The sequence below is a fragment of the Pedobacter ginsengiterrae genome (genome assembly GCF_039537385.1).
GTDB lineage: Bacteria > Bacteroidota > Bacteroidia > Sphingobacteriales > Sphingobacteriaceae > Pedobacter > Pedobacter ginsengiterrae.
Map to the genome: position 1 here is coordinate 336,556 of NZ_BAABAK010000010.1, position 23,712 is coordinate 360,267.

The window sequence follows — 23,712 nt, forward strand, 5'->3', positions numbered from 1 at the left end:
AATAAATCCTTTTACTCGGCATTTTGATTAATCAGTTGCATCATATTGCTATTGAATGAAGTAAGTTTGGTATTCAAAGTTGCGAAAAAAACTAAATCGGCGTTTTCTACTGCGATAATTGCCTTTTGCAAAACAAGCTCGCCATTGCTGGTTAGTTTAATTGTTTTTGCCCTGGTATCTGTGTCATGTTCCTGCCTTGAAAGAAAGCCTTTTTCTTCCAGGGCTCTTAAAACTTTTGATACCATCATCCTGTCGCTATTACTTTGATTGGCAATATCAACCTGGGTAACGATATCGTTTTTTTTAGACAACCAACCCAATGCTGCCAGCAATACAAATTGCGTTTGAGTTAAATCTAAGGGATCCAATACTTTTTTTAATTTGCGCTGCCACAATAGGGTTACCTGGCCGAGTAAATAACCTGGGCTATCGCCTGGGCTTTTAAAATGAAATTCAATTTCTTTAGACATGATGATGTTGAAGCATTTGTGATGAAATTAGATCGAAATCGTGTTGTTTAATTTCAAAGAAACCAAATCGAAATGGATAACCCCAGCTTTTTTTATTTTGGATGAAATCTAAATCATTAATTAAATGTAGAATAGAAACGTCTATACCAGGCATAAATTCGATATTGCGCCTTGAAGGGCAAAAGTTTTCCGAAACCTGAATCTGGTAAATTTCATCATCCATAACATTTCCTACCGCTGTAAATTGCTGGCATTTCTCGGGCCTATTCAAAGTTTGCTTTCCAGAATAATAAATTACGTAATCGCCCTTTTTCATTCTTTTTAATGGTGCTATCTTGCCATGGCAGGTTTGTGCAATTCCTTCAGCGATTCCTGTTTTTACATGATCTTTTGAAGCTACAATTATCCAGTATTTTGGTTCCCGTTCCATAATTTGGGTGTTATTTTGTTTCCAAAAAAGTAAGTTTATAGCCGTCGATGTCTTTTACATGAAATGCTCTACCGAAAGGTGTTTCTAATATCGGCCCAGCAGTTGTTATTCCACTCGCAATGTATTTCTCTTTTAGTTCATCTACATTTTCGTTAACAGCAAACCAAAGCGCTACACCAGTGCCCAAATCTTTATCTTCTAATGGTTCGAGCGGGGTACGAATTGCAAAGCTTGCCTCGCCTTGGTTGTACTTGAAAACGCAGGCCTGAGGGTTTGACATTTCTGATAATTCAAAACCTAGCTTTTCTGTATAAAAGGACTTTGATGCTTCTAAATCTCTAACCTGAAGAGATACAAAATCTAATTTTCTCATTCTATTTATTTTAGTTGTCGCAAATATAGTATATGCGACAACAATAAATGTAATTATTTTTATTTTTTTTTATTTGGACATTATTATCTCTTTCTATTTGGGTTTAGATCGATATTTGTTGATAAAAAAAGGAATTGATAACCTATTTAAAAGCAACGCTTAGCTTATAGTAAAAAACATATATATAGCTCTTAATAATGCCACCATTGATAAGCAGAATTCAACTCGATAATTTTGATTAAAAGTTCAAGGAACTAAAATTGCGGGCATAGCTTTAGTATTTTATCCTTTTTTCGATATAAATTTTATCGCTTCCTGAATGTTTTTATCTAAAAGTAAATTATCAAAGTTGTCTTGCTTCGAAACCGCAACATCAGGGATAATCTGTTCGTAATAATTGCCATTTCGATCGCTGTCGTACGAAGTAGTTAAAGCCATAGTGATATCAAAAGGTAAAGGCCAGGGTACATTTCCTGTAGTTGCGCCATAGGTATTTGAGCCTATAAAAATTGTGTTAGGCCTGCCTTTAAATGCCAATGCGGTAATTTCTCCTGAACTCGCGGTTGTTATGCCTGTAATTACCGCAACTTTGGTTTGATCTAGCAATACTCCATTAGGATTGATGGAGGCTGTAGTTTTGCCATTATATTGATATTTACCTTTACTAAATTTAGATTTACTGATTGGCTTTTTATTTACATCAAGCGAACCCCATAATTCATTGTCGCCAAGAAAATCATATAGTGCCAAAAGCATTGGTGCTTCGTTGCCGCCAGAATTAAAGCGCAGGTCAATAATCCAACCTTCGGGATTGTTTTTGGTTTTTATAGCTGCAATTTGATCGTATAAAGGTTGAGCAATCTTATGAATGTTGCCTGCGCTGAGATCAAAAAATAAGATGTTTGGCATTAAAATGTAGCCATAATTTTCGTTGATTACTTTTGCTTCAAAAACTGGTTTAGTTGCATATTTCTTTTTCCATTTTTCCGAATAATCATCTAGGGATATTTTTTTTCCTGTGGCCGCGTATTTATTTTTCTTATAGTAAATATTGCAGTGTGTGGCGCCGATTTTATCAAACAATGGTTTTATCTCATTTAGCGAATTTTTAAAGTTATCGTACGGAGTTAAGTTTTGCCTGGTTTCGGCTTCAACACCTAGCCAGTTTACCGTTTTCTTATGTAAGTAGTTCTTTTTTAATGTAGAAAAAAGCTCATTGTAGAATACCTGGATGCTATCTTGTGGTGTTGGTTTTTTTTGTGCGGTTAGATGGAGCGATAAGCTTAATATAAAAAGTATTCCAAACGTTGTTTTCATTTAGTTGATTTTAAATAGGCTGGGGTTAAGAGGATTGGTGAAATCGAGATAAATTTACTAAAAGATATGAACGGTGTAGATAAATTCCAGCATTTGGCCAAACAGTTTTTATAGGCATAGTGGCGATTATACGAACTTTGCATCTCTCGTCAGTAAAAGGGTTGTATGAATTTCCATCAAATTTTGCCAAACCCTTGTTATGCGCAGTTTTTTTCGTTCGTCAAATTTGTTGTCTTAAAATATTGTTCAATTCATCCGATTTATTAAGTGTCATTAAATGTCCACCATTTTTTATTGTTAAGTTGCATTTTACAAATTTCAGTGGTAAAATTCGGTCGCTTGTTCCGTGAATATGGAAGATATTTTTAATTTGAATTTGGTTTGTCCATCTTGCAACTTTGTCGATAGCCCATTTCAAAAACATCGGGTTAGTGTCAATAAGAATTTGTTTTAAAAGTTGTTTGTCAAAAGTAGAAGTTGTCCCGAAAAACCAGTTTGTAAACAAGTTTGAGCTTTTCAAAAGTCGTGTCGGCAAAAGTTTGTGAAGTCTAAGTTGTCCAGCGAAACGATAATAATATGGAATTTCAATTTTAGTTTTTGCAGAAGCAATTAAAATCACTTTTTCAGTCTCAATTTGTTTTGCAACTTCAACCGCTATAATTCCACCAAAAGAAAGTCCAATTAGTATCGGTTTTTTTGTCGTGATTTGGGCAAGAAGCCGTGTCGAATAGTTTTCGATAGTTTCTTTGTCTTTCGGAATAATCCATTTTACAAAAGTTGTCTTGAAGTCAGAAAAGTCAAGTTTTTGAAAAACTCTTTCGTCTGCTCCAAGTCCGCTAAATATGTAAATTTCATTTGTCAAATCTTTGATTGTTTAGGTGTCGTTCTAAAATCGCCCATAACGTTTCGGTGTAAGCTCCCCTGTTTTTCAGACCATTCAAAAGTATAATTTTGTCCTCAAATTTCCTGCAATAGATCTATAGGAGATTTGAAGTTTAATGCCTGGTGTGGTCGATGGTAATTGTAATCCACCATCCATTCTTCCACTTTCTCCCTTACATCATCCAGGGAGTGAAATATGTAGGCATTTAACAATTCTCTTCTGATGCTCCCATTCAATCTTTCAATATATGCGTTCTGTGTTGGCTCTCCTGGCTGGATAAACACCAGTTCAACATTGTTTTCCTTTGCCCATTCATCGAGCTTATGCGAGATGAACTCCGGCCCATTATCCATTCTTATTTTTTTTGGAAGCCCCCTATATTGTTTTAGCTCATCCAAGGCTCTTATAACTCGCAATGCTGGAAGTGAATAATCTATCTCCATAGTAAGCATCTCTCTGTTGTAATCATCAGCGATGTTCAACAACCTAAATTTCCTTCCATTCCAAAGCGCATCACTCATAAAATCCATAGACCATACCTCATTCACCGTTTCTGGCACAAATAAGGGTTTTTTGACTCTTTCCGGCAGCCTCTTCTTTGCCCTGCGCCGGATATTAAGCCTCATTGAGGTATAAATCCTATAAATCTTTTTATGGTTCCATTTAAGCCCTTTTCGACGCAATCGGTAATAACACTGCCAGAAGCCTATGGAAACGTGCTTTTCAACAAGAACTGAAAGCGCATCAACTACTTCACTGTCATCGCGTCGTTTATGTTGATAATAATGTTTGCTTCGGTTCAATCCAACGCATTTACAGGCCTGACGGTGGCTAATCCTTTTTACCATTTCATCCACTAGATCCCTTTTCTCGTCAGGCGTTAAAGCTTTTTTTCTACAGCCTCCTTGAAAACTTCATGCACGAGGCTAAGATTCGCATACATCTTCTTTAAACGTGCATTTTCTTCTTCCAGCGCCTTTAATTTCGATAGTTCTTTGACTTCCATTCCGCCATACCTTTGGCGCCATTTGTAAAAGGCTGCAGTGCTAATTCCTAACTCTCTGCAGAGATCATGAACGTTTTTGCCGCTTTCATGTTCCTTGATTGCTTTTACAATCTGGGATTCCGTAAACTTGATTCTTTTCATATTACCAATTAAAATTAATAGTTTTTCTAATAGCCTCGCTGCGCTCGGTCTAGAATTCTACTTTTAAATGGTCTGAATTTTGGGAAGTGCACAGTCCCAATGAACTTCCGTTGCGGTTCTGTGAATTAAAGTAAATCTTTCTCTTTTCGGTCTAATAAAAAGCTGTTCATTTTTGTCAATGCCAACTTCAATAATTTCGTCTAGTATTTGTCCAATTACTTTGGTTTGTAATTGGACGAAAATAATTCTTCCAATGTAAAGTTTCAGTTTTGGAAATTTACGCCTGTAATATTCATTCCAATAGCTAATCATTCTACTTTCAGTCTGCTGATAATATTTTTGATTATCATTTACAAACCGCTTGTAATTTTCCAATTTATTGTTGTCAATCTTGTGGTCTAATACTTCTATTATTTCTAGAACATATTCTCCTAAAAGTTGAAAAGTGAAAGGTGTTAACCAATATTCGTTATTTTCAATTTTTTCCAAGCGACTTTGCCTTAAATATCCATTATGGTGTCGAAGAAAAATACAGTTAAGAATTAATTTTTGTCGATTTGTAAGCGTTTGTTCCTTTTCTATTTCGGGTTCATTAAAATAAACTCTGTAAGGTATTTTCAAAACTTCTCCGTCAAGATTGACTATTTGAAAATCTGGATGAATTAAGTTTTCTACATTGTGGAATTGCCCGTCAGATAATTTTACATTATTAACTTCAAAGGGTAGGATATTCAATACGCTTTCTACGTCTTTTTTTAAAGTCCGTGGAAAAGCATTGAGAAGTATTTCTCGATATTTTGAATGTTTATTTCCTTTGAGCCAGTTAATCATTTTCGGTCTGTCGTTTAAAGTGACGGATAACGTTTCGGGGCTTTGCGATGGTGGGGCAATCGAAGCACAAATCTTCAATTTTGTACAACAGTTGAAACGAAGAATAACCCTTGAACTTTGCAGTTTCGCCCCACTATTGCAAAACCCTTGTTAGCCGTTCGGTTTTGTTTAGAGATAGTTTTCGTCATTCCATATTAAGAGTTCGCATATTTTGTCAATATTTAGGTTGTTGTCCCGATTTATTTTTTCAATTCTAATTTCAAAAGTTTCTAACTCTTTTTTTGCAATTTCAATTGCTGTCTTTAAAGATAGAATTTCAAGTGAAACTACTACTTCTTTTGGTGTCGGCACAAAGTGTTCGTCATACTCATCTACTGAAAAATCAAGTATAATTTTATCAGCCTCAATTTTTACTTGTGGTTGTGGATGTCCCGCATAAAAACCGTCTTTCCCATTTGTGAGTTTTTCCCAATAATGAATGTCCGAAAGGTCGCCACAACATTGTGGAAAATATTTGTCGTGTCCGTCAATTCGAAGAACATAACCACCAAATAATGCACTTGCTTGTTCACGTTCGTACTTCCCGTCTCTCATTTCTTGAGTGTGGTCAATTACAAGTTTCGTCAAATTATTGTCTGTGATTTCAGAAAGTCTGTAAAATGATGAACCCGCTAAATATGGTTTTAATTCGTCTTTAAAACCTGCTTTCTTGTAACTGTCAGAATTGTATTTATCCCATAATTCAGCATAATCCCAATACGGATATTTGCCAGGTGTCGGAACGTCCTGATTGTTATATCCTATTTCTATTACGGGTATTAATTCTACTGTCATTGTTTGTCTATGGGTTGTCGTTCTGTAAACTGACGGCTAACATCTAGCTTTACGCAACTACATTATTTCTTAAACATTTATAAACGAATATAAATGTTTAACTTAATTATCGTCTGTGTAAAATCAATTCTAAAAATACAAAACCGTTATGCCATAACCAACGTTTATTGGTTAATGAAAAAACATTTCCTCTCGCTACTATTTTTTAATTGCGCTGTACTATTCGTTTCTGCTCAGGTTGCAGATCAGGATTCGCTGATTCGGAAGCGAGAATTTGCAAATAAAGCATTCACGATATTATATAAAGAAAACGCCGATTTGGCTTATACTTCACCAGGAGGCGAAATTGGAGCACCCACAAAATATGTTATTAATGGTCGCTTAACTACAACATATATGTTGCTGGGAAGTTATAAATCGCCTGTTGCAGTTTCTATTAATCCCGATTTTACGGTTCGTGTACGTAACGAGTTTTCGGCAGGTGTACGTACGCCAAGTTATCGTTTGGGCTTTTCTGGCTATGCCCGTCTTAATGCCAACCCCGAACATTATAAATATGCAGAACTCGCTTTTGCACATCACTCTAATGGGCAAGATGTATCGGCAAGGAATGAGGACGGTAGTATTAACACCAGAACGGGCAATTTCAATGCGAATTACTTAACGCTTTCTTATCGATTTGGGGACTTTAGGCCAATAAGAGCAGATGAAAGTTATTATTCTTTAAACCATCGTGTGGGTTTACTTTGGCATAAATGGTTCAGGTACGAGCCAGTTCTCGATGATGGTTTCGGTTTTACCAGATTGTTGTATAATTTCTCGCTAAGGCGGTATGATGAAATTGAAAAGAAATCGAAAATTAAAGGCAACCGTAAAGAAGAAAAAGAAACCTGGCGATTGAATGCCGAATTCAGCTACGCTATAAATAAAATCCCAGAAAAAAATATTGGCAATATTCAAAAACGATTAAACGCAGAAATTGCCTTTAATTATAGTTTCCCTTTTATGAATAATGTGTTTTTAATGGCTGCTGCGGGCTATTATGGGGAAGACAATTACAACATTTATTTTAAAGACCATTATGGCTATTTGCGTTTTGGAGTATCGTCTGGATTTCTTAGAAACCGACATCGACATTATGACAATTAATCCTTAATACAGATTGGATTAGACTTTCATTTTGATAAAATTTTTAGCATTTTTGCGGATTGAAATTCTGTTTTTTTAAGGCGAAGTTTCTTCCCAACTTTTCAACAAATATGAGCAATAAATCTATCGACCTCGGCGAGCAAAAAGATGTAGAAGTATATGGTGCGAGGGTACATAATTTAAAAAATATTGATGTTAGTTTTCCACGAAATCAACTGGTCGTAATTACTGGATTGAGCGGGAGCGGAAAATCATCATTGGCTTTTGATACCATTTATGCGGAAGGACAACGTCGCTATATGGAAACATTTAGTGCTTATAGTCGCCAGTTTATGGGCGGTATGGAGCGCCCAGATGTTGATAAAGTTTCGGGTTTAAGTCCAGTTATTGCCATTGAGCAAAAAACAACGAGCAAAAATCCACGCTCTACTGTTGGTACCATTACCGAAATTTACGATTTTATGCGTTTGCTTTATGCCCGTGTTGCCGATGCTTTTTCTTACAACACTGGCGAGAAAATGGAGCGCATGAGCGAAGACCAGATTCTGCAAAACATTTATAAAAAGTTTGATGGTGCTGCTGTTAATATCCTTGCTCCAGTAGTTAAGGGAAGAAAAGGACATTACCGCGAGCTTTTTGAGCAAATCCGCAAGCAAGGTTATGTTAAGGTGCGTGTAGATGGCGAAATCAAAGACATAACGGCTAAAATGCAAGTCGATCGTTATAAAATTCACGATATAGAAGTAGTTATCGATCGTTTAATTATTGATGAAAAAGATAAGAAACGTCTTTTAGATTCTTTACAAACGGCCATGAAAATGGGCAAAGGTGTTATTAAAATTAGCGATAAGGATAATAATGTAGCGCACTTTAGTAAGTTTTTAATGTGCCCAACTACGGGTATTTCTTACGATGAACCTCAGCCCAACAGCTTTTCGTTTAACTCGCCTTATGGCGCTTGCGAACGTTGCGACGGCTTGGGTTATATTTTTGTAGTGGATAAGGAATCGGTTATGCCGAATCCAAAACTGAGCATTTTAAATGGTGGCTTAGCGCCCTTAGGCGAATACCGCGATACCTGGATGTTTCAGGTTTTAAAATCGCTTTCCAAAAAATATAACTTCTCTTTGTCAACGCCAATCGAAAAGCTAAGCGATGACATCATCAATATTATATTAAACGGTTCGCCCGATTTAATTAAGGTTGAAGTAGAATACAACAAATGGAATGTTCAGAATTATAACATCACTTTCGATGGGATTATAAAAATGCTCGAAGAGCAGAACGAAAAGAGAAGCGAATCTGCAGTTGATGATATGGATACTTTCCGCAAACTGAAAACCTGCCCAGAGTGTAATGGTGCAAGATTGAAGAAAGAAAGTTTGCATTTTAAAGTAGATGGCATGAATATTTTCGAGCTGTCATCAATGGATATTAACAACCTGTTTAAATGGTTCGAAAATGTCGATGAGCGTTTATCAGACAGGCAAAATATAATTGCAAAAGAGATTTTAAAGGAGATTAAAGCCCGTATTGGTTTTTTAACCGATGTAGGCTTAACGTATTTAACTTTAGATCGTACGGCAAGAACGCTTTCGGGTGGCGAGGCACAGCGTATTCGTTTGGCTACGCAAATTGGTTCGCAGTTAATGAATGTGATGTACATTCTTGATGAGCCAAGTATCGGTTTGCACCAAAGAGATAACGAACGTTTAATTAATGCTTTGAAAAACTTACGTGATTTAGGAAACACCGTTTTGGTGGTAGAACACGATAAGGATATGATTTTGGAGGCTGATTGGGTAATTGATGTTGGTCCTGGAGCTGGTATTCATGGCGGACAGATCGTTGCTGAAGGTACGGCGAAGCAAATTCTGAAATCGAATACGCTTACGGCCGCATATTTAAATGGTAAAAAAAGTATCCAAACGCCAAAAACAAGGCGTAAAGGTAATGGTCATAAATTATCGATAATTAAAGCGAGCGGACACAATTTAAAAGATGTTTCGATCGATTTTCCTTTAGGTAAATTTATCGCAGTTACTGGTGTTTCGGGGAGTGGCAAATCGAGTTTAATTACCGAAACCTTATATCCGATATTAAATCACCATTTTTTCAGAGCAAAGAAAACACCGCTTCCTTACGAGAAAATTTCGGGGTTAAAAGAAATTGATAAGGTAATTGAAATCGACCAGGCGCCGATTGGCAGAACACCGCGTTCGAACCCTTCGACATATACAGGTGTTTTTTCTGACATCAGAAACCTTTTTGTTCAATTACCTGAAGCTAAAATTCGTGGTTATAAACCAGGTCGCTTCTCTTTCAATGTTAAAGGTGGCCGTTGCGAAACTTGTCAGGGTGGGGGAATGAAGGTTATTGAGATGAACTTCCTTCCTGATGTACAAGTGCCTTGCGAAGAATGTGGCGGTAAAAGATACAACCGTGAAACACTTGAAGTTCGTTATCGTGGGAAATCAATCAGCGATGTTTTGGATATGAGTATCGAAGATGCTTGTGTTTACTTTGAACACATTCCGATCATCTATCGTAAAATCAAAACGCTTAAAGATGTTGGTTTGGGCTACATTACTTTAGGGCAGTCATCGGTAACCTTATCGGGCGGCGAAGCACAAAGGGTTAAGCTGGCTACCGAACTTTCGAAAAAGGATACAGGTAAAACGTTCTACATTTTAGATGAACCAACTACAGGGCTGCATTTTGAAGATATAAATGTGCTTCTGGGCGTTCTACAAGAACTGGTAGATAAAGGAAATACCATTTTGGTAATTGAGCACAATTTAGATGTGGTTAAAGTTGCCGATTGGGTTATCGATTTGGGTGAAGAAGGTGGCGCTGGCGGTGGCAGGATTTTGTTTGAAGGCACACCAGAAGGTTTAATCCAGAATCCGATTAGCTTAACGGGTAAATTCCTTAAAAAAGAAATGGGACTTTAGTCTGAACATACTGAGCTTTCTGCGAAATCAGAAAGCTTAGTGTAATTCTACATCTCAGTTTTATCAACTAAAATTTAAACGATGTCTATTTTTTTGGAAAGCAGGGTTCGGGTTTCCATCGGTTCCGAAAATCCCGCCATACACTTATCCGATGAAAAATCGGAATCGTTTCTGTCGGGTTTATTTTACTGAAGTCTGTAATACTATTTGTGTATCGGTCGGTGAGACACCAACCGATAGTTGAAATCGTTTCTGTCGGGTTTATTATACTGAAGTCTGTAATACTATTTATGTTTCGGTCGGTGAGACACCAACCGATAGTTAAAACCGTTTCTGTCGGGTTTATTGTATCGAAGCTTGTATACTATTTATGTTTCGGTCGGTGAGACACCAACCGATAGTTAAAACCGTTTCTGTTGGGTTAATTATACGGAAAGCAGTGAGACTATTTATTTTTCGGTCGGTGCTATAGCAACCGATGGGTTAAAGTCTTCGATATCGCTCAGACAGACAATACTTGGATTGAAATTAATTATGATTGCTATCGAGGAATGGGCATTTAATCAAATTAACTCAACATTTCTTGCAAGCGTTTTAAAACGCACACTGTCGATTTGCTCAACTGTAATCGTAATATGTCCAGTTTTACTGGTGTTGATATCTCTAACCGTTCCCGATTTGCCTTTATGCGTTCCAGCAATCACCTTGCATTGATCACCGTCCTTTAGGTCAATGGTAGTTTGGTTCATTATAGTTATTTAATTAACTTAGATACAATGGCAATTGCAAATCCAACAAATGCCGAAAGAAATAAATAGGATACAGGAATCATAATTGCTCTGAAAACTGCAGCCTTGTTAGAATAGCCGTATCGTGAAAAGAATTGGCTGTAAAACCAAACTGAATAAATCATTCCTCCTAAACCCACAACAACATAATAAATAATAAACAGGCTTGTGGGGTTGGTGTAAAAAATTGTCAATATGGAAAATAGCAATCCAATAATTAATTCTACGGATGTTTTGTAGGAATTTAAAACCAGATGTTCGCTGTAATTTAATTTTGCTTTTTTAAACCATACAAAGCTAAATAAAGAATAAAAAGGGATTAATATAAGCACCATTAATTTTGGATACTTAGCACTAAATTTTTCAATTTCACCCATGGTCGCCTGAATATTCTTTGGCATAATATCAGTCAAACGGATATGTATATAAGGTGCTAAGAGAGTTGAAACTGTTAAAATAATCATGATCAGCGTTACAAAGTTAAAGAGCCGTGCTCTTTTACCCTGAATAAACTCTCTTACGCTATGTCCAGGCCTGGTGAACAGCGCCTTAATGGTATATAAAATACCTTTATCTACATGCCAAACGCCATGTACGAAATCGTGTTCAATAAAATGTATTAAAGAATAACGATGTGTAGTCGATTTCTGTCCGCAGCTTTCGCAATACTTATCAATTACTTCGTTGTTGCAGTTTAAGCAGTTATGGTGGGCTAATGGAGCGTTTGAATTCACTAGTTAGTTTGTCTTGATTTTATTTCTTTATTTATTTGTCCAAATCTTAAAAGGATGGGAAGCATTGTAATCATGCTGGCTGGAAAAATAGCAAGTAGTGCAAAATTTTTCTTCTCAATTGCTACATACGCAAATATGCCAAACGCTAAAAGTAATACGATGCCAAATCCTATTGCTACGCCTTTTAACAAATTTCTTTGTTTTATTAAAAATTCGAGACTTTGGTCTGATAAATTATTTTTCATAAAATAGTTTGGTTTTCCTGAACAGTTGCCGAATTTAATAAAAGTTCAAATATATTCCTATATAATCTAGATTCTTGTTTCTAACAACGCGGGTTTCTTGAATTTAAAGAACAAAAAAAATCCGCAGTTTTAAGGCTGCGGATTTGTTAAATTAGCAATAGATTAAGCTTGTGGCTCTAGGTATTGAGCGTAGCAATAACCCTCTTCGCCGTCATTTGTACGTACTAACCACCATAAATCGTTACTGCGATTTACAAGAGTAATAACTTCATTATGTGCAGCCTTACCAACAATTGGCTGGTCGGTTCCTGGCCCTTTGCGAATGTTTAAGTTGCTGCTTTGGGTAATAACTTTTGCGTGGGTAACCGCTACATCAATAGCAACGTTTACGTTTAAAACTAAATCGCCAGAGGTAAAGTTCGGGTCGATTTGATTGTAAATTTCCCAAAGATTATCTTTTGTTGCGCCATCGGCTGCTGTTCCATCAACATATAAAATACCATCTTGTTCGCGTACAGCTAAATCAGTTATACCTGCAGCAATTGCCGCATCGGTTAATGCTTTATATTTGTCTTGTAGTGCCATTGTTCAGGTTATTTTACAGTTAATTTATTTTCGATTTTCTTAGGTTTTAACGCACTTAGATGTTGCATTAAGGTAATTAACGAAGCTTTTTTAATTTCGCCTGTAAGAATTACCACACCATCTTTAACTTCCGTTTTTACCGTTGGGAAATCTTTGGTAGCATCAGCAACATTTTTAGTTAATGTTGTGTCTTCCGAAATAACTACAGGAGCTTGTGCAGGTTTAATTGTTAAGCTGTTAATAACAGATTTAACACCCTTTTCGGCTTTGGCTATTTCTTCGGCCTTAGCTTTGGCTGCATCATCTGCTACTTCACCTGTTAACGTAACATCGCCTTTTGCAACGACAACTGTAATCCCTGCAGGTTCCTTAGCCTGAACTGCAGCCTGGATATCTGCATCCTTTGGTTTACAGCTGGCTAAGAATAGCGTTGCTGCGATAACCGCACTCATTAAAAATTTAGTTGTTTTCATCCTCTTTTATATTGATTTTATTAAAAGCAAATTGAAATAAATGTGCTATTGCTAACACTTTTAATTCACTAATCAAGGGACGATTTATGAAGCAACTAATATATGAAATGAGTTTTAAACGAAATAAAACTTAAAGGTTTTTTTATTCACATTAGTTAGTTAGTGATGTTTAGCTTAGCAATCTTAAATTTGTGTACAGGCTATAGTTGCTAAACGGGATTGAAGCGATATACTTTTTTGCTGTGCTTAATAAGAATGAGGCACATTACCATCACAAAAAAGATTTAGCAGAAAGCCCGTACAACTTAAATTTTTATTCAAACTTGCTTTTCTAAAAAAAATCACCACAAAAAAAGGTTCGAATATTTTACGAACCTTGATTATGATAACTTTTGTAGGATTACAAACTCCAATCTTTAAAAGGATGTTTTGTTAAATTGGAGTTGTAGTATTTTTTTTCGTGGGTTACTTCTTCTGTAATCCAATTGGGTATTTCGAATGGTTCATTTTCTGATAGAAGTTCGATTTCGGCAACGATTAAGCCTTCATTATCGCCTAAAAATACATCAACTTCCCAAAGTTTATTGGCGTGAACAATTTCGTGTCGAATTTTTTCTAATTCATTTTCCGAAAAATTATCTAGCAGTTCTTCGGCTTCTTTTAACGGAATTTCGTATTCATACTCTAACCTTGTTGCCCCAACAGAAATGCCCTTCATGGTTAACCAACCTGCTGTTTCAGTTTTTCGAACCCGAATTGTTTTTTCGGGATCAGTTAAAATATAACCTTGTCTGAAATGTTTTCCTGCTGGTTTATCAAGTTTTTCCCATTCAGATAAATTGATTAAAAATTTGCGTTCTATTTCTTGCCCCATTATTTTGCTCTTTTCTGTAAATCACCAACTGGTAAACTAATTAATCGGCCAATCGGTTGTTTGCCTCTGTAGGTAATTATACGCAACATACTGGCATCTTTTGGCGGTACTAACGCGCTGGTGTATTTTGGGTAAAAGCGATCGGGGGTAGAGTTGTCAAAGCTGTAGTAAATATCCAATCCATCAATTTCTGGCGTTAGCTCAATCATTAATTGCTTATCTGGTGAGCGTTTAACAGATATAATTGGATCGTAAATGGCTGGAGAATATTTTACCTCAGCTAAATCTAAACGTTTAAATTGTTCTTCTGTACGCTCAACAAAATTAGTCCAGTTTTTCTTTTCTATTGGGCTCCAAACCGATTCTGAAATGGCAAAAGCACGAGGCCAAACCATATACTGTACCTGGCGGAAATTAAATATTTGCTCTGTCCACAGGTTTGCTTGTCCGCCGATAACATATTTGGCATTAACACTTGCTGGAACTGGGTTAAACTGATAAGCTTTATTTAAACGTAAAGAAGCATAAACTCTTGGTTCCGTAATAACATCGGCCTGCATATAATCCAAATAAGCAAAATCTGTTGGGCTCATTACAACATTATGTTTATCGTTAGCTGCCTGGATACCATATTTCATACCTCTCCAACTCATTACTGCGGCGGTTGGCGAAACACCTCCTTCGAGTATTTCATCCCATCCCATAAATTTTTTACCTTTTGATATTACAATTTGCTCTACACGTTTTTCAAAATAAGCCTGAACTTGCGGGATGGTTTTCAAGCCTTCACGTTGCATTAATGCTTTTATCTGATCATTCTTTTCCCAGAAATTATGCGAGGCCTCATCGCCACCCATATGGATGTACTCGAAAGGGAAAAGCTGAGCAATTTGAGTTAGTACAGTATCTAAAAAGCCATAAACTTTTTCGTTTGCAGGACAAAGTGTGTTATCTACCAGCGCAATTGGTGGTGCGCCACGACTCCAGTCCATAATTTTTTCGCCCGAACGTACTTTATAATTTACTGCATCAGGTGTGCAGGATAATTCAGGATATGAGGCAATAATAGCTAAACTGTGGCCTGGTACATCAATTTCTGGTAAAATATTTACAAAGCGTTCTTGTGCATATTGTACCAATTCTTTGATGTCTTCTTGCGTGTAAAAGCCACCGTAAGTTCGAGGTTCATCAGCCGTAGGTGGTATGAAATCGCCAAAGGTGCCTACTTTTTGAACACTCCATGCACCAACCTCGGTTAATTTTGGTAAGCCTTTAATTTCAATTCTCCATCCCTCATCATCGGCAAGATGTAAGTGTAATAAATTGAATTTATAGCGAACCATATCATCAATAAATTGCTTTACTTCTTGCTTGGTGAAAAAGTGACGTGCTACATCGAACATTAAACCTCTCCATCCCAATTTTGGATAATCGATTACATCAACGCATGGTGCTGTCCACTTTATGTTTTTTATTAATTCTTTACTTTCTATTTCGGCAGGGAAAAGTTGAATTAAAGACTGAACACCCCAAAATATACCAGCAGGCTTATTGGCTGTAATTACAATTTGTGTAGGATTTACATTTAATTTGTAACCTTCTAAACCAAGTTGAACATCTTCATTTGTGTTCAGTATTAGTTTTATGGTAGGATGTGCAGCATTTGCTGGAGTACTTACAAATTTCCCTGTTCCCATTGTTATTCTTTGCGATAAAAACTCAATTGATTGTTTTAATTCGCCACTTTTGCTTGCCAGAATACTTACATTTTCTGGTAAGATAAAAGTTCCTGCTTTTTTCATTAATGAAACAGGTTCAGGAATGATGGCAATTGGTGTTTTCGAAATGGCACTTTCAGATTCTCCGATTTCTGTTTCTGAAACGATGGATTGAGCATATGTATTAACTGCAAAAATGCAGCACGATAGCATCACGAATATTCTTTTCATTAAATATGTAACTGTGGTTTAACTGAAAAAGTATTAATTGGCAATTTATTAAAAAAGATTTAGAGTTGATGAGTTTGAGTAGTAATTACTCCCTGATAGATATAAATTACAAAAATCTTCTTAGCCATTCCATGGCTTTTTTATCATCAGTAAATGATTGCATTGGAATAGGCGGGTTTTGGAATTTGAAAAGTATCTTCATAATAAATTGGGCCAAGCCAGGTTTAGAAACCATCGCCATTGCGGTGTAAATTTCAGGAAGTTTTTCAGTCGAAAATTTACGGGTTTTCTGATCTGGAATGGGCGAGTTTTTTAAGTAAATAAGAAGAGGCACTTTTTTGCCATTTGTAATTTTTTTAACAAGGGCTACATTGGCAGAAATGTTTTCAACGGTGCGTAAAGTACTTTTGCTGTAAGAAATTAGTATCCCTTCATCAGTTAACAGATAATCTGCAATTTCTCCATCTATAAGGTTATTGTCTCTTATGTTTTCCATTCTTTTTCTAGCTAACAATAGTTTTTACCCTTTTCAAAATTTTATAGAGCGTATGGGTGAGTATTAATAATTCTTATCGCCGTTGCTTATCGAATTTAGAAAAGCATTATGTAGGTTTTTGCTAAACGGACTTTGTTTATCTTTCAATCGTTCAGGATGCCATTGTATAAATAGCAGAAAGGATTTTCCTTCGGGCTGTGTGCGTTCAATTGCTTCTGCAACTCCATCAGGAGAGATGGCGCTTACCACCAGGCCTTTACCAACTCTGTCGGTACTTTGATGATGATTGCTATTAACTAATCCTCTATCGGTATTTACAATTCTATTTAACCACGAGGATGGATTAACAATTATTTCATGGTATCTATCGCTTTTATCGGGCATTTTAGAATGGTCAAATTTACCCCAGCTTGCTATGTCTGGAATTAAAGTTCCGCCGAAAAAAACATTGCCAACTTGTATTCCTCTACAAATACCTAAAACTGGGATACTATTTTCTTCTGTATAGGATAATATTTTGAACTCGAATTCATCTCGTTGCTCATCAATATCATCTTCATAGCAGTATGTATGGTATTCTGGTTTATTATAAAAACGAGGGTGAACATCTTCTCCGCCAGTAAGTACAATGCCATGGCAACGATTGATCTCCTCAAAATTATCCAATTTGTAGCCCAGTTGTATTACTTCAACGCTTTCATCATAGGATAAAACCCAATCGCGATAAATTTCGAATTTACTGCAATCGGTAACACCAATTATTATTTTGCTGCTCATGGTTTTAAAATTAATGATTTTTTCAATTATCAATAATAAAAAAGCAACATCGAATTTTGAAATCGAAACTTGCCAGTATTGCAACAGATTTTTATTCTTTTTCTTCATAATATAGTTTTTCCATTATAAAAACTATATTTGCCTTACTCAAAGGGGTGCTGATTCCTGACAATTTCTTTTGTCAATAATCGGCTGAGATTACACCCATTGTCTTGAAAGATGACCAATACATTCAATATTCAAACGTTTGGAAATTGATATTTGATTATTGGAACTTCTAAAAGATATGCACCTGATTCGGATAATGCCGACGTAGGGAAGAGGTTAAGTTTACAATACTGTTTCGCCCTGAAAGCAGTTTTCAATGTTTTTATTATGCCCAAAGGCAGAAATTATTGTAAATGAATTTTCAAGAATGGTTCGGGCTCTTTCGAGAGCAAATTTTGCACACTTCAGTAATAGAATGGCTGGCTGTGGGCTTTGGTGTATCTGAAGTTTTACTAGCTAAAAAAAATAATATCTGGTTATATCCAACGGGTATTGTATCCATTTTATTAAGTATGTTTCTACTACTAAACGTTAAACTTTATGCAGAAATGCTTCTAAGTATTTACTACTTAGTAATGAGTGTTTATGGCTGGATAATTTGGAAGAAACGCAAACTCGATGGCGAAAATCAGGTTTCCTGGAGTACAAATCGAGAGCTAACTATTGCCGTTCTGATTTCTATTATCGGGTTTTTTGTGTTCTATTTTGCATTGAGAAATCATACTGACTCTGATGTGCCCTTGCTCGATGCATTTGTTTCTTCTACTGCGTGGGCTGGTATGTGGCTTTTGGCTAAACGTAAAATCGAAAATTGGATTTTTCTTAATATTTCAAACCTTGTTGCTATCCCGTTGCTATTCCATAAAAAATTGCCATTAATGGCTTGCTTAACTACTTTCTTATTTGTGGTTGCCATTTTTGGTTTTATAGATTGGAAGAAAATTATTGGAAAACGAAATCTAAGAACAGTTTAAACATCTAATTGGTAGGCCATAAGAAATCAAATGAATTTTTTCGTGATTCGATGATTACCTGTTAAAAAAAAATACATTTATGCAAAACATACTAACGCAAACCTGGCAAGATAAAGTAAGTGAGTTTGCTCAGCTTTCTGAAGAAATGGGACAACTACATCCCGAAATTTTAGAACAAGCTTATCAGGAAAACTGGTTTAAACTTTTCGTGCCTGAGGTTTATGGCGGAGCAGGTAAAAAACTCCCCGAAATTTTGCGTTTGGAGGAAGAACTGGCGGAAGCCGATGGGAGTTTAGGCTGGACGGTTACGCTTTGTGCAGGTGCTGCCTGGTTTGCAGGCTTTTTAAACCCCGAATTAGCCGAAGAAATTTTTTCAGATAAAAAAGTCTGTTTCGCGGGAAGTGGGGCCGTTGGTGGCATTGCTGTTAAAACTAATCATGGTTATTTAATTAACGGACATTGGAAATACGCAAGTGGGGCACTACACGCAACAATTTTCACTGCAAACTGCCTGCTTAAATCTGATGATGGTTCTGATATTTTAGATCAGGATGGAAATCCAAAAGTAATGTCGTTTATCCTAAAAAAGGATGAAGTAGAAATTTTAGCTGGCTGGTCTTATTTTGGTTTAGTTGCAACTGGTAGTCACGCTTTCGAGGTTAAAAATCTGGAAGTTCCATTAAACCGAACCTTTAAAATTAATAACGATATTAAAGTTGCAGATGAAGGGTTTGATTATCCGTTTTTACAACTTGCAGAAACTACTTTAGCCGTGAATAGTTTAGGTATGGCTAATCATTTTATCCGATTGGTTGAGGAAGCATTTTTTAGCCGCTCTGGACTGAAAAGATATACAGAAACACAAATCGATTTTTTTACATTCGAACTTAATAGATGTAAAGATGAAATCGAACAGTTAAAGGAGCAATTTTATAAAACATTCGATGAGTCTTGGATGCAGTTATTATCAAATCAAATTATAAATAATGAACAGCTTGCAGAAGTAAGTTTAATAAGCCGAAAACTGGCACATGCTTGTAGAAAATCGGCCGATACACTTTTTCCCTACTGTGGTTTAGAGGCAGCGAGAAAAGATTCTGAAATCAATCGCGTTTGGAGAGATATTCACACGGCAAGTCAACATGCTTTGCTCACTTTTGAAAGCTAAATGTTCTTAAATTAGGTGCATAATTTCAGCGATTCGGCAAGCTTCGTGAGAGTTGTTTACCCTTAATTTTTCTAATATATTTTGGCGATGACGGTTTACGGTGTTTATACTTATTGCAAATAAATCTGCAATTTCTTTACTCATTTTTCCTTTTCTAATAAGCTGTAAGATTTCTTTTTCGCGAGTTGTTAAGATATTAATTGATTTTTGATTGTCGGGCTTTATAATTTCTCCAGTAGCTGAATTTACAATTAGCCGCTCTGGTTTATCAATGTTAAATTCATCATCGAGGAAATTATATAAACAAAGCGCCAACCACAAACTTCCATTGGGCAAACTGGATATATAAAACATTCGATGTTTAATGAAAATATATTCGTTGCTTTTATTGCGTATTCGAATTCTGCTACTTACATGATAATTCGCCCGCTCTGTCGTTGGTATATTTTTAATCATATTAAAAAATTGCAGTTCGAGTAAATGTTTATCCAGTAAATCATCAGGATGAATCTTATTGAAAATTTCTTCTTCCCATATCGAATTTATTTCTGAAGAATTATCCTGCTCTGAAAGCCCGAATACCTTGGCCACATTTCCATTGTAAATAAAACTCTTATTCGCCTTCATATCACTGAGCACCGCAATTGAGTTTTCGATTTGCGCATACATAAAAGCCATATATTGGTAATGCGCCAAACTTATGGTTTTATCGTCATCTTCCTTAAAAACCTGTGTAAGCAGTTTTTCATTCAGTGTATCTACAATATTCATATTATATGGTTATTTATCAGTATTGACCGCCTGCTTGCAGTATTATACCTTTGTTGCTGTAAATATAAATATGGTTATTAGCTCTAAGCACAAATGAAGAAAATTATTTTAAGCGTCCTTGCAATGGCAATGGTGCAAATGGCTTTTGCGCAAAGTCTCGAAAAAATGCAATGGTTTAACGAGCCCGAAAAATGGGAGATAAAGGATAATGCTTTAAATATGTTTGTAACTCCGCAAAGCGATTACTGGAGAATTTCGCATTATGGTTTTACCGTTGATGATGCACCATTTTATTACTCGACTTATGGCGGCGAATTTGAGGTTAAAGTGAAAATAACTGGCGATTATAAAGTACGTTTTGATCAGATGGGTTTAATGCTTCGTATTGATCATGAAAACTATATTAAAACAGGAATTGAATTTGTTGATGGCAAATACAACCTGAGTACAGTTGTAACCCACAAAACAAGTGACTGGAGCGTAACAACCTTAGATAAAACACCGCCGTTTTTATGGATAAAAGCTGTTAGAAGATTGGATGCTGTAGAAGTATTTTATTCTTATGATGATATAACCTATTTAATGTTGCGAAATGCAAATCTTCAGGATAACAGGCCCGTAATGGTTGGGTTAATGGCTGCAAGCCCTGATGGAAATGGCTTTAAAGTTAAATTTGAAAGTTTTAAAGTTAAGCACTTACCAGATCAAAGAAGATTGGAGTGGTTAAAGAAGAATAAGAACTAAAAATATTCATCTACCGATGGAAAACATGGTTTAATTGTTAATAGCCAAAATTAAAGCGCCTCGATTTTATATCGAGGCGCTTTTTTGCAATTTTGCAGACCACTAAATTTGTCTTGCTTTCATTTTTTTTAATTCAGCTTGCAAGTTAACGGGATTCATTCCTTGCAATTTAGATTTTTCTATTGCATCTTCCTGAGTTTTAATTGCCTCTTCAAAGTAACCTAGCCTATACAGCAAGTGTGCTAAAGTATCATAATAGCCTCCAATTGGATTTAATTCAATCGAACGCCTGCTCCAAAGCATCGCTTTTGTTAAGTAATTAAGGTTTTTAGTGCCTGTTTGATAAAAATTCCATGCAGCATTATTTAGTTCGTTTGCATAGTTTGAAACAGGAGAGCTCACCCCCACAACAGATTTGGTCGCACTTTTCATTCCAGGCAATTTTAATAAGCTGTCCATTTTTTCCTTTGAAACGATTTTTTTTCCTAAATCTTCTGGAAATGAATTTTTCAGGTTCCGATCTAGATTTTTCTTTTCAATCCTTTTAATACTATCGGCACTAATATTCATGTAGTGATTGTCGTAAAAATACATTGCAGTTCTAAAGTAACTTGCCGTATCTTTCACGGTATAATAGTACCAAAGCATTTGGTTATTGTAAGATTTCTCTCCTGCTCTGTAATCTCTGGACCAAGTAGAGCGTTCAAAATTTGCCGCCGCCATGGCTCTATTAACATTTTTATCTTTTACAGCGGCCTTCATCGTATTCGAAATAATTGCTCTATTAATCGCTATTCTTTTTTGTGCCGACTCGTTTCTATATAAACTATCTATGAGTTTTCTGTTTGTGTAGGCAAGCTTGTAGGCAGTGCCATCTACATAAGGACCCGCCTGCAAAATGTACAGCACATTTTCATACTTGTTAAAATCACCTATTGTAAGGTTGCTCACGTACTGCTCAATCAAATCTGCATTATTGGTTATTCCAATTTTTTGACGGGCATCAATCAATTTTTTTAGCTGAGAGATGCTTCCTTTATTCATCTCTACATCTTTTTCCAGTTCAGAGATAGATTTTTCTTTATAAGCTGTCAACGCATTTTGAACCATTGATAAATATTTATTTTTATCGGTTGAATTTCCAAATTCGCTATAAAATATCTCGCTGTTTTCTCTTAGAAAAATATAAGCAGGATAACGGTTGATGTTTCCAATTCGCATAATTGATCTTACGCTGGTATCGGTCATAATCGTTTTATATACTATGAAATTTTCATTCACCAGATCTGAAACATCTTTTTCATCCAATCCCGATTTAAAATTTGCTTTACTATTAACTGGTGGATTTACCATAACTGGTGGCAAGATTACCAATAACACAGGTTTATGTGTTTTAGCCGATGAAGATAACGCAGAGGCTAATGATTTGGAAGACTTTAGCTCTTGAGAAAAGCCACGTAATGAAAAAAATGAAATAACGATTAGGAAGAAAATAGATTTCATAGATGTTGGAGGGTTTAAATAGATGTAAAAAAAGCCCATGATTTTAATCATGGGCTTTAATATTATTGATACTGAATGTAAATCGGTTTTGGAGTAAGTTTTAATAACTCTTCAGGGGTCATTAAACGTTTAGGTTCTTTCTTTAAATCATTTTTGTAAAATAATTTGAAGCCTGTAAACTGAACAGGTTCACCTTGTATAAAGTGACGGTAAGTTCCTATTTTTAAATCTGGTTCACCCCATCCATCCATGTGCATTACAACCTGAACTTCTGGACGAAGCTTAATGTTCGATGCATTGGTTACCATTTTTTTAGTAAAACGGTGCAGAACGAATACTTTTGGAGGCAAGTTATATTTTTTAACCAAATCAGCTAAATAGCCAGTAACGTAATTAATATCAGCTGCATCATAAGTACCGATTCTTTTTCCTGGAAGAGAACCATCTTTCATTGAAAATTCTGGGTCGATTCCTAAATGTACGTATGGTAATTGTAGATATTTTTCGATGTGTGGTAATTCTGCTTTTATGGTGCTTAATGCAACTTGTAAATCTAAAAACACAATTGTATTAGGCTGCATTTTCGCGATTTTTAAAACCGAGTCAATTTGCGAATTAGCCATACGATTAATGTATTTATTATCTCTGCCAGGAGTTCCGCTAGCTACCGCTGCAATGTAGTGTAAACCTGGTTGGACTGGTGTAGATGGATCTGCTTTTTCCCAACGTTTAACTTCAGCATTTAAACGTTGCCACATTTCTTTTGGAGCATATTCGCCTAAAGCACCCATTTTTTTAGAATGCAGGTTGCCATAATAAACAACAATACGTTTAAATGGTAAAATAGCACCAGCTAAAGGAACTGGCTGATTTTTCACAGGCCATCTGCCTGTTGTATCACCGTTTGCTAATTTACGAACTAAAGAATCATATAATTTAGGATCAACAGGCTTCATTACATTTACTGTAGAATCTGTTTTCTTTTTTGTACTGTCTGATGAGAACATTTTGCCAACGCCACCACTTTTGCCATCTGAATTGCAGTTGGCAAATAAGCTAATTGCGGCAAAACCAAGTACTAAGGTACCCGCTAATTGAGGAAATTTCATAAATATGTTATAGGTTTTTAATGTTTAGACAGGTTTTCCGAATCTGTTTATGCATGAAAGTAGGATGGAAAACTGAGAGTTCAAAA

At 35.9% G+C, this 23,712-nt stretch carries 26 protein-coding genes; 6 read left to right on the forward strand and 20 right to left on the reverse strand.

Features of this window, described 5'->3' with window-relative positions; all coding sequences use genetic code 11:
* Positions 1-11 precede the first annotated feature (11 nt).
* The 8 genes from ABD692_RS10985 to ABD692_RS11020 form a co-directional block, all read right to left on the reverse strand.
* Entirely contained in the window at positions 12-470 is a 459-nt protein-coding gene (locus ABD692_RS10985) for a MarR family winged helix-turn-helix transcriptional regulator (RefSeq protein ID WP_316756287.1), read from the reverse strand.
* Positions 463-900 carry an EVE domain-containing protein gene (locus ABD692_RS10990; protein WP_344766934.1) on the reverse strand — a complete coding sequence of 146 codons (438 nt, stop codon included), beginning with the start codon at positions 898-900 and terminating at the stop codon, positions 463-465. The genes ABD692_RS10985 and ABD692_RS10990 overlap by 8 nt, the downstream gene beginning before the upstream one ends.
* Before the next feature lie 10 nt (positions 901-910).
* Positions 911-1,273, reverse strand: a complete 363-nt coding sequence (locus tag ABD692_RS10995) for a VOC family protein (protein ID WP_316756289.1) — start codon at positions 1,271-1,273, stop codon at positions 911-913.
* Between the two features lie 282 nt (positions 1,274-1,555).
* Complete coding sequence (locus tag ABD692_RS11000; protein WP_344766937.1) at positions 1,556-2,590, reverse strand: S41 family peptidase; 1,035 nt, start codon at positions 2,588-2,590, stop codon at positions 1,556-1,558.
* Between the two features lie 220 nt (positions 2,591-2,810).
* Positions 2,811-3,452: an alpha/beta hydrolase gene (locus ABD692_RS11005; protein WP_344766940.1), complete on the reverse strand. Its 642-nt coding sequence runs from the start codon at positions 3,450-3,452 to the stop codon at positions 2,811-2,813.
* A gap of 95 nt (positions 3,453-3,547) precedes the next feature.
* Positions 3,548-4,620 (reverse strand): IS3 family transposase gene (locus tag ABD692_RS11010; protein ID WP_344766942.1). Its coding sequence is split into 2 segments (ribosomal slippage): positions 3,548-4,359 and positions 4,359-4,620, totalling 1,074 coding nucleotides; the frame shifts between segments, so codons are not numbered across the junction.
* Between the two features lie 63 nt (positions 4,621-4,683).
* Entirely contained in the window at positions 4,684-5,451 is a 768-nt protein-coding gene (locus ABD692_RS11015; protein ID WP_344766944.1) for a hypothetical protein, read from the reverse strand.
* A gap of 168 nt (positions 5,452-5,619) precedes the next feature.
* Positions 5,620-6,285 carry a hypothetical protein gene (locus ABD692_RS11020; protein WP_344766946.1) on the reverse strand — a complete coding sequence of 222 codons (666 nt, stop codon included), beginning with the start codon at positions 6,283-6,285 and terminating at the stop codon, positions 5,620-5,622.
* 93 nt (positions 6,286-6,378) lie between these two features.
* Between ABD692_RS11020 and ABD692_RS11025 the strand changes: the two genes are divergently transcribed.
* Positions 6,379-7,434 (forward strand): hypothetical protein, encoded by a 1,056-nt coding sequence (locus ABD692_RS11025; protein ID WP_344766948.1) that lies wholly within the window; start codon positions 6,379-6,381, stop codon positions 7,432-7,434.
* Between the two features lie 110 nt (positions 7,435-7,544).
* Positions 7,545-10,388, forward strand: a complete 2,844-nt coding sequence (gene uvrA / locus ABD692_RS11030) for an excinuclease ABC subunit UvrA (RefSeq protein ID WP_344766951.1) — start codon at positions 7,545-7,547, stop codon at positions 10,386-10,388.
* Positions 10,389-10,951: 563 nt separating this feature from the next.
* Here the strand turns inward: uvrA and ABD692_RS11035 are convergent.
* From ABD692_RS11035 to ABD692_RS11075, 9 genes are all read right to left on the reverse strand, one after another.
* Complete coding sequence (locus ABD692_RS11035) at positions 10,952-11,137, reverse strand: KOW motif-containing protein (protein ID WP_344766953.1); 186 nt, start codon at positions 11,135-11,137, stop codon at positions 10,952-10,954.
* A gap of 5 nt (positions 11,138-11,142) precedes the next feature.
* Complete coding sequence (locus ABD692_RS11040; RefSeq protein ID WP_344766955.1) at positions 11,143-11,910, reverse strand: DUF3667 domain-containing protein; 768 nt, start codon at positions 11,908-11,910, stop codon at positions 11,143-11,145.
* A complete protein-coding gene (locus ABD692_RS11045; protein ID WP_316756327.1) occupies positions 11,910-12,155 on the reverse strand; it encodes a hypothetical protein in 246 nt (81 codons plus the stop codon). The genes ABD692_RS11040 and ABD692_RS11045 overlap by 1 nt, the downstream gene beginning before the upstream one ends.
* A gap of 162 nt (positions 12,156-12,317) precedes the next feature.
* Positions 12,318-12,740, reverse strand: coding sequence for an SH3 domain-containing protein (locus tag ABD692_RS11050; protein ID WP_344766957.1), 423 nt, complete (start codon positions 12,738-12,740; stop codon positions 12,318-12,320).
* Positions 12,741-12,748: 8 nt separating this feature from the next.
* On the reverse strand, positions 12,749-13,213 hold the full coding sequence (locus tag ABD692_RS11055; protein ID WP_316756331.1) for a BON domain-containing protein: 465 nt from the start codon (positions 13,211-13,213) through the stop codon (positions 12,749-12,751).
* Between the two features lie 400 nt (positions 13,214-13,613).
* Positions 13,614-14,087: a CYTH domain-containing protein gene (locus tag ABD692_RS11060; protein ID WP_344766959.1), complete on the reverse strand. Its 474-nt coding sequence runs from the start codon at positions 14,085-14,087 to the stop codon at positions 13,614-13,616.
* Positions 14,087-16,036 (reverse strand): beta-N-acetylhexosaminidase, encoded by a 1,950-nt coding sequence (locus ABD692_RS11065; RefSeq protein WP_344766961.1) that lies wholly within the window; start codon positions 16,034-16,036, stop codon positions 14,087-14,089. Before ABD692_RS11065 ends, ABD692_RS11060 begins: the two co-directional genes overlap by 1 nt.
* Before the next feature lie 106 nt (positions 16,037-16,142).
* Positions 16,143-16,532, reverse strand: a complete 390-nt coding sequence (locus tag ABD692_RS11070) for a DUF7793 family protein (protein WP_344766963.1) — start codon at positions 16,530-16,532, stop codon at positions 16,143-16,145.
* A gap of 63 nt (positions 16,533-16,595) precedes the next feature.
* Positions 16,596-17,417, reverse strand: a complete 822-nt coding sequence (locus tag ABD692_RS11075; RefSeq protein ID WP_344766966.1) for a gamma-glutamyl-gamma-aminobutyrate hydrolase family protein — start codon at positions 17,415-17,417, stop codon at positions 16,596-16,598.
* A 293-nt stretch (positions 17,418-17,710) separates the two neighbouring features.
* On the opposite strand from ABD692_RS11075, the gene pnuC reads away from it, so the two are divergent.
* Both pnuC and ABD692_RS11085 read left to right on the forward strand, forming a co-directional pair.
* Complete coding sequence (pnuC, locus tag ABD692_RS11080; RefSeq protein ID WP_344766968.1) at positions 17,711-18,331, forward strand: nicotinamide riboside transporter PnuC; 621 nt, start codon at positions 17,711-17,713, stop codon at positions 18,329-18,331.
* Between the two features lie 79 nt (positions 18,332-18,410).
* On the forward strand, positions 18,411-19,499 hold the full coding sequence (locus tag ABD692_RS11085) for an acyl-CoA dehydrogenase family protein (RefSeq protein WP_344766970.1): 1,089 nt from the start codon (positions 18,411-18,413) through the stop codon (positions 19,497-19,499).
* 6 nt (positions 19,500-19,505) lie between these two features.
* On the opposite strand, the gene ABD692_RS11090 is transcribed toward ABD692_RS11085, so the two are convergent.
* Positions 19,506-20,270 carry a response regulator transcription factor gene (locus ABD692_RS11090; protein WP_344766972.1) on the reverse strand — a complete coding sequence of 255 codons (765 nt, stop codon included), beginning with the start codon at positions 20,268-20,270 and terminating at the stop codon, positions 19,506-19,508.
* A 93-nt stretch (positions 20,271-20,363) separates the two neighbouring features.
* Between ABD692_RS11090 and ABD692_RS11095 the strand changes: the two genes are divergently transcribed.
* Positions 20,364-21,014: a DUF1349 domain-containing protein gene (locus ABD692_RS11095; protein WP_344766974.1), complete on the forward strand. Its 651-nt coding sequence runs from the start codon at positions 20,364-20,366 to the stop codon at positions 21,012-21,014.
* Between the two features lie 102 nt (positions 21,015-21,116).
* On the opposite strand, the gene ABD692_RS11100 is transcribed toward ABD692_RS11095, so the two are convergent.
* Positions 21,117-22,262, reverse strand: coding sequence for a hypothetical protein (locus ABD692_RS11100; protein WP_344766977.1), 1,146 nt, complete (start codon positions 22,260-22,262; stop codon positions 21,117-21,119).
* Between the two features lie 16 nt (positions 22,263-22,278).
* Between ABD692_RS11100 and ABD692_RS11105 the strand changes: the two genes are divergently transcribed.
* On the forward strand, positions 22,279-22,461 hold the full coding sequence (locus ABD692_RS11105; protein ID WP_344766980.1) for a hypothetical protein: 183 nt from the start codon (positions 22,279-22,281) through the stop codon (positions 22,459-22,461).
* Between the two features lie 118 nt (positions 22,462-22,579).
* Here ABD692_RS11105 and ABD692_RS11110 read toward each other — a convergent pair whose 3' ends face one another.
* Positions 22,580-23,626, reverse strand: coding sequence for a hypothetical protein (locus ABD692_RS11110; RefSeq protein ID WP_344766982.1), 1,047 nt, complete (start codon positions 23,624-23,626; stop codon positions 22,580-22,582).
* Between the last annotated feature and the right edge of the window lie 86 nt (positions 23,627-23,712).

Coding starts and splice junctions, on each gene's coding strand:
- ABD692_RS10985 (WP_316756287.1), bottom strand. CDS start 470: ATGTCTAAAGAAATTGAATTTCATTTTAAAAGCCCAGGCGATAGCCCA.
- ABD692_RS10990 (WP_344766934.1), bottom strand. CDS start 900: ATGGAACGGGAACCAAAATACTGGATAATTGTAGCTTCAAAAGATCAT.
- ABD692_RS10995 (WP_316756289.1), bottom strand. CDS start 1,273: ATGAGAAAATTAGATTTTGTATCTCTTCAGGTTAGAGATTTAGAAGCA.
- ABD692_RS11000 (WP_344766937.1), bottom strand. CDS start 2,590: ATGAAAACAACGTTTGGAATACTTTTTATATTAAGCTTATCGCTCCAT.
- ABD692_RS11015 (WP_344766944.1), bottom strand. CDS start 5,451: ATGATTAACTGGCTCAAAGGAAATAAACATTCAAAATATCGAGAAATA.
- ABD692_RS11020 (WP_344766946.1), bottom strand. CDS start 6,285: ATGACAGTAGAATTAATACCCGTAATAGAAATAGGATATAACAATCAG.
- ABD692_RS11025 (WP_344766948.1), top strand. CDS start 6,379: ATGTTTAACTTAATTATCGTCTGTGTAAAATCAATTCTAAAAATACAA.
- uvrA (WP_344766951.1), top strand. CDS start 7,545: ATGAGCAATAAATCTATCGACCTCGGCGAGCAAAAAGATGTAGAAGTA.
- ABD692_RS11035 (WP_344766953.1), bottom strand. CDS start 11,137: ATGAACCAAACTACCATTGACCTAAAGGACGGTGATCAATGCAAGGTG.
- ABD692_RS11045 (WP_316756327.1), bottom strand. CDS start 12,155: ATGAAAAATAATTTATCAGACCAAAGTCTCGAATTTTTAATAAAACAA.
- ABD692_RS11050 (WP_344766957.1), bottom strand. CDS start 12,740: ATGGCACTACAAGACAAATATAAAGCATTAACCGATGCGGCAATTGCT.
- ABD692_RS11055 (WP_316756331.1), bottom strand. CDS start 13,213: ATGAAAACAACTAAATTTTTAATGAGTGCGGTTATCGCAGCAACGCTA.
- ABD692_RS11060 (WP_344766959.1), bottom strand. CDS start 14,087: ATGGGGCAAGAAATAGAACGCAAATTTTTAATCAATTTATCTGAATGG.
- ABD692_RS11065 (WP_344766961.1), bottom strand. CDS start 16,036: ATGAAAAGAATATTCGTGATGCTATCGTGCTGCATTTTTGCAGTTAAT.
- ABD692_RS11070 (WP_344766963.1), bottom strand. CDS start 16,532: ATGGAAAACATAAGAGACAATAACCTTATAGATGGAGAAATTGCAGAT.
- ABD692_RS11075 (WP_344766966.1), bottom strand. CDS start 17,417: ATGAAGAAAAAGAATAAAAATCTGTTGCAATACTGGCAAGTTTCGATT.
- pnuC (WP_344766968.1), top strand. CDS start 17,711: ATGAATTTTCAAGAATGGTTCGGGCTCTTTCGAGAGCAAATTTTGCAC.
- ABD692_RS11085 (WP_344766970.1), top strand. CDS start 18,411: ATGCAAAACATACTAACGCAAACCTGGCAAGATAAAGTAAGTGAGTTT.
- ABD692_RS11090 (WP_344766972.1), bottom strand. CDS start 20,270: ATGAATATTGTAGATACACTGAATGAAAAACTGCTTACACAGGTTTTT.
- ABD692_RS11095 (WP_344766974.1), top strand. CDS start 20,364: ATGAAGAAAATTATTTTAAGCGTCCTTGCAATGGCAATGGTGCAAATG.
- ABD692_RS11100 (WP_344766977.1), bottom strand. CDS start 22,262: ATGACCGATACCAGCGTAAGATCAATTATGCGAATTGGAAACATCAAC.
- ABD692_RS11105 (WP_344766980.1), top strand. CDS start 22,279: ATGAAATTTTCATTCACCAGATCTGAAACATCTTTTTCATCCAATCCC.
- ABD692_RS11110 (WP_344766982.1), bottom strand. CDS start 23,626: ATGAAATTTCCTCAATTAGCGGGTACCTTAGTACTTGGTTTTGCCGCA.